Annotated in this window: 10 protein-coding genes; 7 read left to right on the top strand and 3 right to left on the bottom strand. The window is 65.1% G+C overall.

The annotated features are described in order from the left end of the window. Positions 1-273: 273 nt before the first annotated feature. Positions 274-1296, top strand: coding sequence for a hypothetical protein (locus tag BRAS3809_RS12465; protein ID WP_240535661.1), 1023 nt, complete (start codon positions 274-276; stop codon positions 1294-1296). Here the strand turns inward: BRAS3809_RS12465 and BRAS3809_RS12460 are convergent. Together BRAS3809_RS12460 and BRAS3809_RS12455 are read right to left on the bottom strand one after the other, a co-directional pair. Next, positions 1290-2519: a hypothetical protein gene (locus BRAS3809_RS12460; protein ID WP_240535660.1), complete on the bottom strand. Its 1230-nt coding sequence runs from the start codon at positions 2517-2519 to the stop codon at positions 1290-1292. The two genes, BRAS3809_RS12465 and BRAS3809_RS12460, sit on opposite strands and share 7 nt — an antisense overlap. Before the next feature lie 13 nt (positions 2520-2532). After that, positions 2533-4506 (bottom strand): MBOAT family O-acyltransferase, encoded by a 1974-nt coding sequence (locus BRAS3809_RS12455; protein ID WP_240535659.1) that lies wholly within the window; start codon positions 4504-4506, stop codon positions 2533-2535. An 85-nt stretch (positions 4507-4591) separates the two neighbouring features. Between BRAS3809_RS12455 and BRAS3809_RS12450 the strand changes: the two genes are divergently transcribed. Both BRAS3809_RS12450 and asnB read left to right on the top strand, forming a co-directional pair. Continuing rightward, entirely contained in the window at positions 4592-6475 is a 1884-nt protein-coding gene (locus tag BRAS3809_RS12450; RefSeq protein WP_240535658.1) for a TIGR04372 family glycosyltransferase, read from the top strand. 37 nt (positions 6476-6512) lie between these two features. After that, positions 6513-8480: an asparagine synthase (glutamine-hydrolyzing) gene (gene asnB, locus BRAS3809_RS12445; protein WP_008962448.1), complete on the top strand. Its 1968-nt coding sequence runs from the start codon at positions 6513-6515 to the stop codon at positions 8478-8480. A gap of 6 nt (positions 8481-8486) precedes the next feature. On the opposite strand, the gene BRAS3809_RS12440 is transcribed toward asnB, so the two are convergent. Continuing rightward, positions 8487-9449: a lysylphosphatidylglycerol synthase transmembrane domain-containing protein gene (locus BRAS3809_RS12440; RefSeq protein ID WP_008962447.1), complete on the bottom strand. Its 963-nt coding sequence runs from the start codon at positions 9447-9449 to the stop codon at positions 8487-8489. Between the two features lie 195 nt (positions 9450-9644). Between BRAS3809_RS12440 and BRAS3809_RS12435 the strand changes: the two genes are divergently transcribed. From BRAS3809_RS12435 to BRAS3809_RS12420, 4 genes are all read left to right on the top strand, one after another. After that, entirely contained in the window at positions 9645-10928 is a 1284-nt protein-coding gene (locus tag BRAS3809_RS12435; RefSeq protein WP_008962446.1) for a nucleotide sugar dehydrogenase, read from the top strand. Between the two features lie 10 nt (positions 10929-10938). Further along, positions 10939-11955, top strand: a complete 1017-nt coding sequence (locus BRAS3809_RS12430; protein WP_008962445.1) for an NAD-dependent epimerase — start codon at positions 10939-10941, stop codon at positions 11953-11955. A gap of 12 nt (positions 11956-11967) precedes the next feature. Then, entirely contained in the window at positions 11968-13380 is a 1413-nt protein-coding gene (locus tag BRAS3809_RS12425; protein ID WP_008962444.1) for a mannose-1-phosphate guanylyltransferase/mannose-6-phosphate isomerase, read from the top strand. Between the two features lie 69 nt (positions 13381-13449). Further along, a partial coding sequence (locus BRAS3809_RS12420) for a tetratricopeptide repeat protein (RefSeq protein ID WP_035656187.1) occupies positions 13450-14601 on the top strand: 1152 nt, incomplete at its 3' end.

Raw genomic sequence — 14601 nt, 5'->3', positions numbered from 1 at the left:
GAAACGATATGTGCAGCACGGTTGGGAAGCAGATGCTCACCTCGCGGGGCCGGACGCTGTAGTTGCAGGGGCTGCGCATGTCGGCTCGGCGGCGTGCCTGGCATCCTTGATCCGACCCGGGCGGCTTGAGTTCACGGCGGCCAGTCTGTATCGCTCGTTCGATGAGAAGCATGCGCAGCGCCTGGGCCGAGAGTTGAGAAACAATCCATGTTGAAACGGGCCGAGTGGATGCCCGAAAGTGCCGCAGACAAAGGGCCTCTGCGCAGATACATCGTGGTGGTGGCAAGCTGCGTTCTGGGCGTTCTGGCACTCGTTGCGGCGTTCATGATCGCCTTCGACGCAACCGCGTTGCCCGACCATTTCTCTCAGATCGAGCGGGCAGGGGATCGCAACTGGTACCGGGATTTCGGTGGTCAGCACATTCCGCAGATCCAGGATCAGGACATCTTCTACAGCAACATCGGATCGTCTGTCGCAGCCGCCAAGGCCGCCGACGTCGTGTTCCTCGGACCGTCCTTCGTGAGCTATGCGATCGACCGGCAAACGTTGCAAGTATCGGACCGACTCGACCGGCTGAAGCTCTACAATATGGCCTTCGTCGGCATCCGGGGCGGCGAGTTCTCCCGTCGGGTGATCGCCCGCTGGAACATCCGGGCGCCGCTCTGGGTGATCAACGTCGACGATCAGTTCGCCCATTTCTTCAGCCGCGATCTCAACGTCACGCTGGGGCCGCAGAAGGTCCCGCTCGCAGCGGCGACGCGCGACCGCTTGCGCGGCTACCTCACCGTCATCGGGCGCAATCTGCGCTGGCGCATCGAGGACGTCGTTTCCGCGGCGCATACGGGGCATTTTTCCGATAGCGGGCTCTATCGCAGCGTCTCGACCGGCGACATGGCGCTCGATGTCAATCCGAGCTACGTCGCGTCCAACAACAAGCCGATGTTGTCGGCGCGCGATCAGGCCTGTGACACCACCGCCGAGATTATCGCTTACGCCAGGACGTTCCTGAAGGAGATCGGCGGCAGGGTCGTGTTCATGCTCGTCCCGCACAGCCAGTCGTGCGTGCGCCAAGCCGAGCAACTCGCCCGTGCGCTCGACGTGGAGCTCATTGCTCCGCCATTCGACGGACTGACGACGGTCGATGGCGGAGGTCATCTGGACAGGCGCGGCGCGGAGAAGTTCACCAGCTATCTCGCCGCCGAGCTCGTCAAGACGCGGGCGTTCAAGGAGGCGTTTCCGTCGGGCGCGAGCGGCAGCGGCGATCGGAGGTCGGATCAGGCCCGCACGGCTCAGTGATACAGATCGAACTGTTCTTCCTTGGCCCGGTCCAGGTCGGCGGCGAGGGCATCGCGGTCGATCTTCGGGAACAGCATGCCGAACTCGGGCCGGTCGAGCAAGGCGAGATAGGTCTTCAGCATGCCGCGTTCCGACGGATGTGCAGGATCGAAGAAATTCTGGTCGTCCTGCGAAATCGGCGTGCGGCTCATGTCGTAGAACGAGATTCCGAGTTTCGCGAGCCGTTCGGTCGTCTCCCGGCTCCGGAGCTCGCGCCACAGGCCGGAATAGGGCCGGTACGCCTCGTCGGTGTCGAGAAAGGCTGCGGCGCTCTCGACAAAGGGATATTGAACCGCCACGACCTTGAAGCCACGCTCCCGTGACAGCTGCGCCAGCCGCTCGATCTCGCCGAATTGCCGTTCGCTGAGATGCGGCGCGCCGGGGAAAGAGGACGTCACGTACTGGGCGCCGCGCGACAGCGTCTCGGCGGCGATGGCCCGGTAGGGCGGCGCCACCATGACGGAGCCGTCATTGCGGAAGCCGAACTTCCCGCGGATGGCCTCCGTGCCGATCAGCCGGTTGTGGTCGATGGGCTCGACCTGCGGAGTCGTCGCCGCCGCAACAACGGCAGCGGCGTCTCCGCCGGTACGCACGGCGAAATCCGCCACGTCATGCAGCTTGCGCCGGTGCGAGTCGATGCCCTGACTGAAGTCCATCGTACGCTCCTTCCGCCAGGCGTCGGCGAGGAAATCGCCGAACAGGAAGTAATCGAGCGCGACAATGACCACCCGCGGCTTTGCCGCCGTCGTCGCGCGATCGACGAAGTCGACGACATGGGTGAGCGGCCAGGCCGTCAGGCAGGCGTTGTAGGCGACGTAGGGACGGAACATCGGCGCGCGCGCCTGCCCGCAGCGCGAACTGCCAACCAACAGCACTTCAGGCTGGACGAGCTTGATGCGTTCGAGCTTGAACGGCGCATAGTCCTTGAACGCACCCAGCCAGACGAGCCTGTCGTCGCGTGACTGCTCTGCCGCAATCCTGGACAGCGGAACGGTCGCACCCAGGCCCCAGCCGACCCATTCGAGCGCCGCGAGTACCGGCACGAAGGCGGCGGCAAACAGCACCACGATGATCGCGACGTACCGTGCCATGCCCGTTCGATGATCGTTTTGTGCCTCAAGAAGCAGAGAACTTGGCTCGCGATCGGTGAAATCCCGGGAATGAGCGTTGCCAGAGTGTCCCATGGATGAGGATCGATCAGAACTGGAAATACAGGAACTGCGAGGTGTCGCCGGCGATGATGTTCATGATTACGGCCGCGACGAGAGCCACCGACGTCCCGATCGCCCAGGCGAGCGAGGGGCGCCAGTTCAAGCTCAGAACGCTCCACGGCCGCGGATTGTGATAGGTCTCGAGGCCGACCTTCCATCGATCGAACATCGCGTTGACGTTGGGGAGCGCAAGGCAGGCGGCATAGCCCGCCAGGATTGCGATCATGACGCGTGGGTCGACCAGATTGGTCATGGTGATCTTCTCCGGAGAGGAGAGGCCGATCATGCCCTTGATCAGCCGGATCGCCGCATTGGGGTTGTCGGCGCGGAAAAAGACCCAGGCGAGCACGACGGCAAACTGCGTCAACAGCAGCGCCGCGGCCGCGTACCACACCGAGCCGGAGTGACGCGCGAGCGCCGGCCGCTTCTCGACGAACTTGCCCCAGCGGTGATTGACGATCAGGAACAGCCCGTGCAGGGCCCCCCAGATCACGAACGTGAAGCCGGCGCCGTGCCAGAGCCCGCCGAGCAGCATGGTGGTGAACAGGTTTGCATTCCGACGGTGCTCGCCGTGGCGGTTGCCGCCCAGCGGGATGTAGAGATAGTCACGCAGGAAACGGGACAGCGAGATGTGCCAGCGCCGCCAGAACTCGACGATGCTCTGCGATTTATAGGGGGAGTCGAAATTGAACGGCAGCTTGATCCCGAACATGATCGAGATACCGATCGCCATGTCCGAGTAGCCGGAGAAGTCGAAATAGATCTGCAGCGAGTAGGCGAGCGCACCGCCCCAGGCGTCGATCAGGTGAAGATGGCTGGAATTGGCGGCTTGGAACACCGGGTTTGCGACCAGTCCGAAGCCGTCGGCGATGAATGACTTCTTGAACAGGCCGATTGTCAGGATCGTCAGCCCGATCGCAACGTTCTCGACCGAGATCCTCCTGCTGTCCTCGGAGCCGAACTGCGGCATCATCTCGCGATGATGAAGAATTGGACCGGCGATCAGATGCGGAAAATAGGTCACGAACAGGCCGTATTTGACGAAGCTCCGTTCACGGGCATAGCCGCCATAGACATCCGCCAGATAGGCGATCTGCGTGAAGGTGAAGAACGAAATCCCGAGCGGGAGCACGATCGCAAGGAATGGGTATTTCGACGCGGTGAGTGCGTTGAAGATCTGAATGCCGAAATTTGTGTACTTGTAGAACGCCAGCGCCGCGAGGTTGAGGGCGACGGCGGTCGCGAGCAGGCCGCTGCGCACCTTGCCGCTCTGGCCCGCGATCAGAAGGCCCATCGTGTAATTGAACACGATCGAGACGAGGATGATCGGAACGAAGTGCAGGTCCCAATAGCCGTAGAAGGCCAGGGACGCGGCGGCCAGCCAAGCCAGGCGCGGCGCCGGCGCCTCGAAAAATCGCGCCAGCAGGAAGTATCCGGCGAACGTCACCGGCAGGAACAGGAATAGAAACTCAAATTGCGTGAAGAGCATAACATAGTTTCTTGATGTTGCTGCAGGTTGTGCTGCTTTATCAACGATTGCCCGGCCTGCCAAGTTGGAGGCCGGGCAAAGCGGCGATCTGTCGGGGATTGTCGGCGAGCCCTTGGGGAAAGGGCGCAACATGAACGGAGATGCGCGGGTCTGTTGGTGCTTTTCGGTCGAGAATCTTTCGGCTATATCTCGGCGACTTCCACACGCACCAACCGGCTTTCGCGCGTCCGCCGTGCACTTGCTGTGGGGGACGTCGATGCGCGGGACAGCGCGCGCCATGGCCGAGGTTCGTTTCGTTTCGATGCGTTTCGTTTCAGTGCGTTTCGTTTCAATGCGTTTCGTTTCAATGCGATGGCTGCGAACTCCTCGTGCGCGTCCCCGCCTTCGCGCATGTTCGAGGATAGCCTCGTCCGCAGCCCGCTGTCTGTCCGCATCAGGGCGGCTGCCGGGTCCAGCAAGGAATTGATGCATGTCCGTTGTGAGGAGGCTCCTGGGGCGGCCCTCCAGGCGCTTCGTCTATTTTTGTTTTGTCGTTGCCGGGATTGGCCTCAACACCTTGCCGCCGCGGCTGGTGTTCCTGCTTCTCGTCCTGCTCGAATCGATCAATCTCAAGGGACGTGGCCGGCTCTACCAGGCCTATTTCCCGTACGCGACGTCGCGTCTCGCCGACGCGCCCGATCTTCGGTTTGTGTCGCGATTGTCCTCTTTCTTTCGGCTGTCGTCTGCCCGGGTGCTGCACGGCATCGGAGCGTATCGCGAGGCATGCGAATGGATCGCTGTCAACGATCTGGCGACGTCATCGTCTCACGTCGCCTTTGCGCTGCTTCGGTCGCACTTCGAACTGGGTGAGTTCGAGCAGGCGTATCGAGCCGTGCTGCAGATCAGGGCCGCCAAGCTCGAGCCGACGTCTCATCTCGCCCATCTGACCGCCATGATCGAGATCGTCGCCGACGACGAGGCGGCAGCCTTGCAGAGCATGGAGACCGCCTGCCGGCTCGACAGCGGCTGGCTTCGCCCGCATCAGAACATCGCCGCGCGCTCGGGGCGGAGGTATTCGCCTAATCGGCTCGATTTTGCGAGTGGCGCCGCGGGGCGGATGTTCGATCTCTGCAACTTCGCCGGACAGCGCGTCACGCATGTCGGGCGCGGCGACGTCGGTCCGCGCCTCTACGAGCGCGCGCTGAACGCGCAGGCGCGACTGCGACAGCAGGGCAGTCCCGATATCTCGGAAGCTCTCCGCACGCTGTTGGCTCAGCTCGACGTATCACTTGATCAGCTGAGCCTGATCCCGGAGGAGTGGACCACGCAGATCGGGCATCTCGGCATGCTCGACATCCTGCTGCGCATGCGGGACATCGGCTGGTGGTCGGGACAGCCGGTCATGGTGGTGCGGCCGAATCTGATTGCCAACGCCGCGTTCTTCCGGCTGTTCGATGGTCTCTGTAAGATCGTATCAGTCGGCGAAGATGTATCCGAGGCAACAGCCGAGGAACTGCTCTCGCTGCAGCGCTGGTACGGATTGAACTTCAACGCCTTCCGGCTTCCTGATGGCCAGGTGGTGGCGTGGCAGGAGGCCGGTGCGCTCGCGATCGAGGCGTGGGAGCGACAAGGCAGGGGACACCTTCTGCGCGATGCTTACGACAGCCTGTTTCGCGCGGATGCCGCTGCAAACGGCAGCGACCCGATCCGCGGTCTACGGGATCGATACGGCATGAAGCCCGAAGATTGGTACGTCTGCCTGCACACGCGGGACGCTGCGCATTATTTCGAGTTCATGGGAACCGGCCAGACGCATCGCAATGCGCCGATCGAAACGCTGCTCGATGCGATTCGTCTCATCACGGCACGGGGCGGCTGGGTCGTCAAGCTTGGCGGCCCGAACTCGCCGAAGCTGCCGGCGCTCGAGCGGACGGTCGACTATGCGTTGAGCGACTTCAGGTCCGATGCGATGGACGTCCATCTGATCCGGCATGCCAAGGCCTTCATCGGAACGACCTCTGGATTGACGAACGTCGCGGTGAGTTTCGGCATTCCTTGTGCGATCGTGAATGCGATCACCACCGATGCTCAATTGTGGAACAGCAATGTCCGGTTTGCGCTGAAACCCGTTCGGACGGCGGATGGGACCATGCTGACGCAGCGCCAGCTGACGAGCACGCCTTGGCGCTGGCGGGTGTTCGACGCCGCAGTGCTCGGCCGGAACGGGGCGCAGCCCGAGAACAATTCGGCCCAGGACATCCTGGGTACGGCCGAAGAAATCCTGGCGATTGCCGATGGTCGGACCGTCGAATTCGACGGAGGCCACGATGGCGAGAGACTGCTTTCACGCTGGCGGCGGGCGCTCGCCTTGCCGTATTACTACGGGACGAGCCGCCCGAGCCTTGGCTTCCTGGCGAGACACGAGAAGGAATTCCTTCTCGATGCCGCCGAACAGGACTGAGTCATGCAGCGGCTTCGGCAGCATCGGAGATGACCTCATGTGCGGCATAGCCGGTCTGCTGAGACCCGGGGGAGCCGACGACAGCGGCCTTTCGGACGCCGCGGGGCGGATGACGAACGCTCTGGCGCACCGCGGGCCGGATGCGTCGGGAACTTGGCGGGACGGGCGGCACGGCATTGCGCTGGGCCAGCGGCGTCTGGCGATCCTCGATCTGTCCGAAGCGGGCGCGCAGCCGATGCACAGCGCTTGCGGTCGCTACACGATCACCTTCAACGGCGAGATCTACAATCATCTCGACATTCGCGCCGAGCTCGAGGCGTGCGGCGCCGCGCCGAACTGGCGGGGCCATTCCGACACCGAGACGCTGCTCGCCGCCGTCAGGCAATGGGGGGTGGAGCCGGCGCTGCAGCGCCTCATCGGCATGTTCGCGTTCGCGCTGTGGGATGCCGAGACGCGGCAATTGACCCTGGCGCGCGACCGGTTTGGCGAGAAGCCGCTGTTCTACGGCTGGAGCGGGGCGGACCTGGTATTCGGCTCCGAGCTGAAGGCGCTGGCCGTCCATCCTGATTGGGCGCCCTCGCTCGATCGGGCGGCGCTCACGGCGTTCATGCGTTATTCCTACGTGCCGGCGCCGGCCACGATCTGGCAGTGCGTCCGGAAGCTGCCCGCGGCCTCGTCGGTGAGCTTTGCAGCCGATACGCGGCCCGGAGCCTGGCCCGAGCCGAAGTCCTATTGGTCGCTGCGTGATCGGGTCGTTGCAGCCCAGCACGACCGGATCAGCAGCACGCAGGAAGCCATCGCGCGCCTGGAGCAGTTGCTGTCCATGGCCGTCAAGCGGCAGTGCCTGTCGGATGTGCCGCTCGGCGCATTCCTTTCGGGGGGCGTCGATTCGTCGACCATCGTGGCGCTGATGCAGGCGCAGGCGAGCCAGCCGGTCCGCACCTTCAGCATCGGCTTCAGCGAGGGCGGCTACAATGAGGCCGAGGATGCGCGCCGGGTGGCGCAGCATCTCGGCACCCATCATACCGAGCTCTATGTCGATGCGCGGACGGCGATGGATGTCGTGCCGAAGCTGCCACGGATCTACGACGAGCCGTTCGCCGATTCCTCGCAGGTCCCGACTCATCTGGTGGCGCAGCTCGCGCGCCGCCATGTCACCGTCGCGCTCTCGGGTGATGCGGGTGATGAGCTGTTCGGCGGCTATAACAGGCATGTCTGGGGCGGGGCGCTGCAGGCCCGCCTGGCGCGCCTGCCGATGCCGCTGCGCCGGGCGCTCGGCGCCGTTCTCGGCGCGATCGCGCCGGAGCCGGCCGATACGATCCTCAACCTGCTGCAGCCCGTGCTGCCGGCGCGACTGAAGGTCCGGCACGCCGGGGACCAGGTTGCCAAGCTCGGCCGGATCATCGCCGCCGAGGGCTTCGATGGCCTGTACCGGTCGCTATGCTCGATCGATCAGGACCCCGCCGCGACCGTCGTTGGCGGCTCGGAGCAGGCGGGCTGGGCGGCAAACCAGATGCGCCAGCTGACGACTGCGCTCGATCCGCTCGACCAGATGACGCTGGCCGATTCCCTGAGCTATCTCACCGACGACATCCTGCAGAAGGTCGACCGGGCGGCGATGGCGGTGGCGCTGGAGACCCGCGTGCCCTTCCTCGACAAGGACGTCGTGGAGTTCGCAGCGCGGGTTCCGCCCGATATGAAGGTGCGCGACGGCCGCGGCAAATGGCTGGTGAGGCAGGTGCTGTACCGGCACGTGCCCGCGGAGATGATCGACCGGCCGAAGACCGGCTTCAGCATTCCCCTGGATGCGTGGCTGCGCGGGCCGCTGAAATCATGGGCTGCGGACTTGCTCTCCCCGGCGCGGCTGCGGCGGCAGGGCCTGTTCGATCCGGCGCCGGTGACGCGGATGTTCGACGAGCATCTCAGCCGCCGGCACAATCATTCCTACTGGCTTTGGAACGTGCTGATGGCCGAGGCCTGGCACGACGAATGGGCGCAGGCGTAAGCTCGCTCAGTCTTCGACCGTGGCGGGCACCGCCATCTTGCCCTGGCCCTTCTCGGCGCTGAAAATCCAGACGAGGCCGCCCATGCCGCCCACGATGAAATAGACGGCGCCGAACAGGATCGAGACCACCGTGCCGTCCGCCGGCGCCAGCCCGGCATAGCCGAACGCCACCATCATCGTCGCCTCGCGCACGCCCCAGCCCGCGATCGAGATCGGCAGCATCGTGATCAGCATGATCGGCGGCGTCAGCAGGAACAACTGCTCGAACGCGGCGGGGGCGTCGATCGAGCGCACCGCGCACCAGGCGATGACGACGGCGAGCACATGGATCGACAGCGACAGCACCGCGATCTTGGCGGCTATCGCCGGGCCGAAGATCACCTTGTTGGCGATCACCGAGCACGCGTGGACATGGCGTGTCGGCCACCACGCCTTCATCCATCTGGCCGGCAGATAGCCCACGACGAGAAAGCCGACGCCGGCCGCCAGCGCGGCGGCGTCGACCAGCACCAAGGCGAGGCGGCCGTGCTCGTCGGCGATCATGCCGTAGCTCCAGGGCAGGCTCGCCACGATGATCAGCGCCAGCGCGATGAAGCCGACGGCGCGGTCGGTCAGGATCGAGTAGCTGGCGGCGCGCCAGCCCGCGCCGGTGCGGCCGATCAGCCACAGCCGTACGGCGTCGCCGCCGATCGAGGAGGGCAGGGTCTGGTTGAAGAAGGCGCCGATCATGTTGTAGCGGAATGCCCTGAGATCGGTCAGCGGCGCGCCGCACAGCGCGGAGATCTCGCGCCACCTCAGCGCGCCGATGAAGATCTGGACCAGGGTGATGGCGACCGCCAGCACGATCCAGCCGATGCTGATCTGGCTCAGCCGCTCGCGGATCGCCGCGAAATTGATCCCGCGCAGCGCGAGATACAGCAAAGCGAGCGACACCACGATCCGAAGGAGGAGAATCAAAAACGCACGCATGCGAGGGTCGGCTTCGCTCTTGGTTGAAGGGGCCCAAGCCGAGTGCGAGACGCGCAACCCCCCGTCCTGGCGGACCGGACCCCAGCGAGGTCCGCGCCGTGGCGGCGGCCGACCCCTTGCGGTCCTGATGCCCCGGTGGCTAAACAGTCGCAGGGGTGGCGTCAATGGCCTCCGAAACGACCGGAATATCAATTTATGTCTCATGGCCGGAAGATCGCGGTGATAGGCCTTGGTTACGTCGGCCTGCCGGTCGCCGCTGCGTTTGCGCGCGCCGGCTGCCCGGCGATCGGCTTCGATATCGACGCGGGCCGGGTTGCCGAGCTGAGGGACGGCAGGGATCGGACCTGTGAGGTCGAGGGGGCCGATCTCAGGCGGCCGGGACTGCGCTTCACCAGCGATCCCCGGGAGATGGCCGCGGCGGATTTCTTCATCGTCACCGTTCCGACGCCGATCGACGGCGCGCGCCGGCCCGATCTGAGCGCGATGCTTTCTGCCAGCCGGACGGTCGGCGCGGTGCTCAAGCGCGGTGACATCGTGGTCTATGAGTCCACGGTCTATCCTGGCGCCGTCGAGGAAGACTGCCTGCCGCTGCTGGAGAACGGCTCCGGGCTGAAGGCCGGGAGCGACTTCCACGTCGGCTACTCGCCGGAGCGTATCAATCCGGGCGACAGGACGCATCGCTTCGAGACGATCACCAAGGTGGTGTCGGCGCAAGATCCGCAGACGCTGCAGATCGTCGCCGATGTCTACGGATCAGTTGTGAAGGCCGGCATCCACCGCGCGCCCTCGATCAAGGTGGCGGAGGCGGCCAAGGTGATCGAGAATACGCAGCGCGACCTCAACATCGCCTTCATGAACGAGCTGTCGCTGATCTTCCAGGCGCTCGAGATCGACACCGGCGACGTGCTGGCGGCGGCCGCGACCAAGTGGAACTTCCTGCCGTTTACGCCGGGCCTCGTCGGCGGCCACTGTATCGGCGTCGATCCCTATTACCTGACCTACCGTGCCGAGAAGGCGGGCTATCATCCCGAGGTGATCCTGGCGGGTCGTCGCATCAACGACGAGATGGGCCGGCGCATCGCGCGCGAATGCATTCGCGGGCTGTTGAAGCGCAAGGGCCGCAGCGGCGTCGTCACCATCCTCGGCATGACCTTCAAGGAGAATGTTCCGGACATCCGCAATTCCCGGGTGATCGACATCATCAGCGAATTGCAGTCGTTCGGCATCGAGGTGCAGGTCGCCGATCCCCTGGCGGACAGCGCTGCCGTGCACGAGGAGTATGGCATCGGCCTCACCGCGATCGAGGCGCTGCGTCCGGCGGATGCGGTCGTGCTGGCGGTCTCGCACGATCAGTTCCTGGCCGGCGGCTGGCCGCTCGTGCAAGGCCTGCTGCGCGAGGGAAGCGGCCTCGTGCTCGACGTCAAGATGAAGCTCGACCGCGCGAGCAAACCCGGCGCCATCGAGCTGTGGCGGCCCTGACGGAGCGACCATGGCAAACCAACCCATTCTCGTCACTGGCGCCGCCGGCTTCATCGGCTTCCACCTGACGCAGCAACTGCTCGCCGAGGGGCGGCAGGTGATCGGCCTCGACAACATCAATTCCTATTACGATCCGAAGCTGAAAGAGGCGCGCCTCGACATCCTGAAGGCGAAGCCCGGCTTCGCGTTCCACAAGCTCGATCTCGTCGACCGCGCCGCGATCAAGGCGCTGTTCGCCGCGCATCGTTTTCCCGCGGTGGTGCATCTCGCCGCCCAGGCCGGCGTGCGCTACTCGCTGGAAAATCCGCACGCCTATGTCGATGCCAATCTCGAGGGCTTCATCAACGTGCTGGAGGGCTGCCGGCATCACGGCTGCGAGCATCTGCTGTTCGCCTCGTCCTCGTCGGTCTATGGCGCCAACACCAAGCTGCCGTTCTCGGTCAGGGACAATGTCGACCACCCGATCAGCCTCTATGCCGCGAGCAAGAAGGCGAACGAGCTGATGGCGCATTCCTACAGCCATCTGTACCGGCTGCCGGCGACCGGCCTGCGCTTCTTTACCGTCTACGGTCCGTGGGGCCGGCCGGACATGGCGATGTTCATCTTCGCCAAGGCCATTCTCGCCGGACAGCCGGTCAGGCTGTTCAACCACGGCCGGATGCGGCGTGATTTTACCTATGTCGACGATATCGTGCAGGCGATCGTGCGGTTGATCGGCCGTCCGCCACAGGGAAACCCGGATTGGGACGGAAACAAGCCGGACCCGTCGAGCAGCCGGGCGCCATGGCGGATTTACAATATCGGCAACAATCATCCTGAGAACCTGACCGACGTGATAACCCTTTTGGAGAAGGAGTTCGGGCGGCCGGCCATCAAGGAGATGCTGCCGATGCAGCCCGGGGACGTCGAGGCGACCTATGCGGACGTCAGCGATCTCGAGCGGGACATCGGCTTCCGGCCGGCCACCTCGATCGCCGACGGTATCGCGCGGTTTGCAGCCTGGTATCGCGACTATCATCGGATTTGAGGATCTCATTTCATGACCGGACGCATCATCCCTCTCATCATGTGCGGCGGTGCCGGAACGAGGCTATGGCCTGCATCACGCGAGGTCAGGCCCAAACAGTTCCTGCCGCTGTTCGGCGCCCGCTCGACCTTCCAGGACACGCTGCTGCGGGTGTCGGACGCCGATCTCTTCGCGCGTCCGATCATCATCACCAACGCCGCCTACCGCTTCATGGTGCTGGAGCAATTGGCCGAGATCGGCATCGAGGCCGACGTGCTGCTGGAGCCGATGCGGCGCGATTCGGGCCCTGCGATCGCCGCCGGCGCCGCCTTCGCGCAGTCGCGCGACTCCGATGCCGTGGTGCTGGCGCTCGCCGCCGACCACGTCGTGCGTGACACCGCCGCCTTCCTCGCCGCCTGCCGCGACGGGCTTGCCGCGGCCGAGGCCGGCCGCATCGTCACCTTCGGCGTCAATCCGGAGCGTGCGGCCACCGAATACGGCTATATCTGCCCGGGCGCGCCGGTCTCCGGGGAGGTCCGGGCGGTCGCGAGATTCGTCGAGAAGCCGGATCAGGCGACAGCCGAGACCTACATTCGCGAGGGCTATCTCTGGAACAGCGGCAACTTCATGTTCCGCGCCTCCGTCCTGCTCGACGAGTACCGCAAATACGACGCGGCCACCGTGCAGACGGTATCGGAGTCGGTAACCAAGGCCGGCCGCGACCTCAGCTTCATCATCCTGAACTCCGATGCCTTTGCGGCCGCCAAGCCGATCTCCATCGACTATGCCGTCATGGAGAAGACCGAGCGGGCGGCCGTGACACCGGTGTCCTGCGGCTGGTCCGACGTCGGCTCCTGGCATGCCGTGTGGGAATTGTCGGACAAGGACGGACAGGGCAACGCCGCGCGCGGCACCGCCGTGTTCGAGGATTCCCGCAACTGCAACGTCGTCACCGACAAGGCGCTGGTCGCGCTCGAAGGCGTCGACGATCTCGTCGTCGTCGCCGCGCAGGACGCCGTCCTGGTGTCGCGCCAGCGCGATGCCAACGGGCTGAAGCGGCTGGTCGCCAAGCTCAAGACGGTGGCGCCCGAGGTCACCGAGGCCCACATCAAGGTGCATCGTCCCTGGGGCAGCTATCAGTCGGTCGACAATGGCGAGCGCCATCAGGTCAAGCGCATCGTCGTCAAGCCCGGCCAGCGGCTGTCGCTGCAGAAGCACTATCACCGCTCGGAGCACTGGATCGTGGTGCGCGGGACGGCGCGGGTCACCGTGAACGAGATGGTGAAGACCGTGCATGAAAACGAGTCGATCTACATCCCGATGGGCGCCGTGCACCGGCTGGACAACCCCGGCAAGATCCTGTTGGAGCTGATCGAGGTGCAGACCGGCTCCTATCTGGGCGAGGACGACATCATCCGCATCGAGGACGATTACCGCCGCGAGTAGGGCGGCCTCTCCCCGCGAATCACGCGAGCCGTGCTAGATAGCCCCGGAGTCCTCCGCCGGAGCATATCCTTGCAAAGCACGATCGGATCGCGCGCGTTCCAGAACGCGCGTCTGCAGAAGAAGAACCGCAAGCAGGCGGATGGCCTGCTGCCGAAGGCCGTCGAGGCCTATCGGGCCGGCCGGCATGCGGATGCCCAGGCGGTGTGCGGGCAGGTTCTGGCGCTGGTGCCGGACCATTTCGAGGCGCTGCATCTGCTCGGCGCCTCCGCGCTGGACAGCGGCCGGCTCGATCTCGCCGAGCAGGCGCTGGCCCGGGCGGTCGCGCTGGAGCCGCGCCATGCCGAGGCGCAGGCCAATCTCGGCCTCGTCCTGTTCAGCATGAAGCGCTACGAGGAGGCCCGCGCGGCGCAGGAGCGCGCGATCGCGCTGAAGCCCAATTTCGCCGCCGCGCTGACGAGCCTGGGCAACACCTTGATGAACATGCAGCTGTTTGCGCCGGCGATCGAGATGCATGACCGCGCCGTCGCGCTGAAGCCTGACTTTGCCGACGCCTATTGCAACCGCGGCATGGCCCAACTGCTGCTTCATCGCAACGAAGAGGCCCGGCAGAGCTTCGATCGCGCCCTTGCGCTGGCGCCGCGCCACATGCAGGCCACCTTCGGCAAGGGGCTCGTCAGCGTCAATCTGCGCCATCTCGAGCAGGCGCTCGCGGCCTTCAACGCCGCGCTCGCCATCAAGCCGGGGATGGCGGCCGTCATCGCGCAGCGCGGCCGGCTCTACGTGCAGATGGGGCGGTTCGACCAGGCCGAAGCGGATTTCGATGCGGCGCTGGCCATCGATCGCGGCCTGGAGACCGCATGGCTCGGCAAGGCGCATGTCTGCGTGCTCACCGAGCGGATCGCGCCGGCGATGCTCGCCTGCAAGCGGGTGCTGGAGCAGAATCCGGCATCGGAAGTGGCCCTGGTTTGGCTCGGCGCCTGCCTGGCCAAGCAGGGCGATACGGCCGGCGCCATCCGGCATTTCGACCGGGCGCTCGAGATCAAGCCGGATTTCGAGGACGCCATCCTGAAGAAGATCTTCGCGCTGGATTTCTATCCCGGTGCCGACGTCGCCGTGCATCAGGCCGTCCGGCGCGAATGGTGGGAGCGGATCGGCGCGCGCATTCCGCAGCGCCAGCTCGGACCGATCGACCGTGATCCAAACCGCCGCATCACGGTCGGC

Origin of the sequence: Bradyrhizobium sp. STM 3809, assembly GCF_000239795.1 — a bacterium.
Lineage (GTDB): Bacteria > Pseudomonadota > Alphaproteobacteria > Rhizobiales > Xanthobacteraceae > Bradyrhizobium.
Note: the sequence above shows the minus strand (reverse complement) of the source record. Positions and strands in the feature narration are given on the sequence as shown.

Coding starts and splice junctions, on each gene's coding strand:
- BRAS3809_RS12440 (WP_008962447.1), bottom strand. CDS start 9,449: ATGCGTGCGTTTTTGATTCTCCTCCTTCGGATCGTGGTGTCGCTCGCT.
- BRAS3809_RS12425 (WP_008962444.1), top strand. CDS start 11,968: ATGACCGGACGCATCATCCCTCTCATCATGTGCGGCGGTGCCGGAACG.
- BRAS3809_RS12435 (WP_008962446.1), top strand. CDS start 9,645: ATGTCTCATGGCCGGAAGATCGCGGTGATAGGCCTTGGTTACGTCGGC.
- BRAS3809_RS12430 (WP_008962445.1), top strand. CDS start 10,939: ATGGCAAACCAACCCATTCTCGTCACTGGCGCCGCCGGCTTCATCGGC.
- asnB (WP_008962448.1), top strand. CDS start 6,513: ATGTGCGGCATAGCCGGTCTGCTGAGACCCGGGGGAGCCGACGACAGC.
- BRAS3809_RS12460 (WP_240535660.1), bottom strand. CDS start 2,519: ATGGGACACTCTGGCAACGCTCATTCCCGGGATTTCACCGATCGCGAG.
- BRAS3809_RS12455 (WP_240535659.1), bottom strand. CDS start 4,506: ATGCATCAATTCCTTGCTGGACCCGGCAGCCGCCCTGATGCGGACAGA.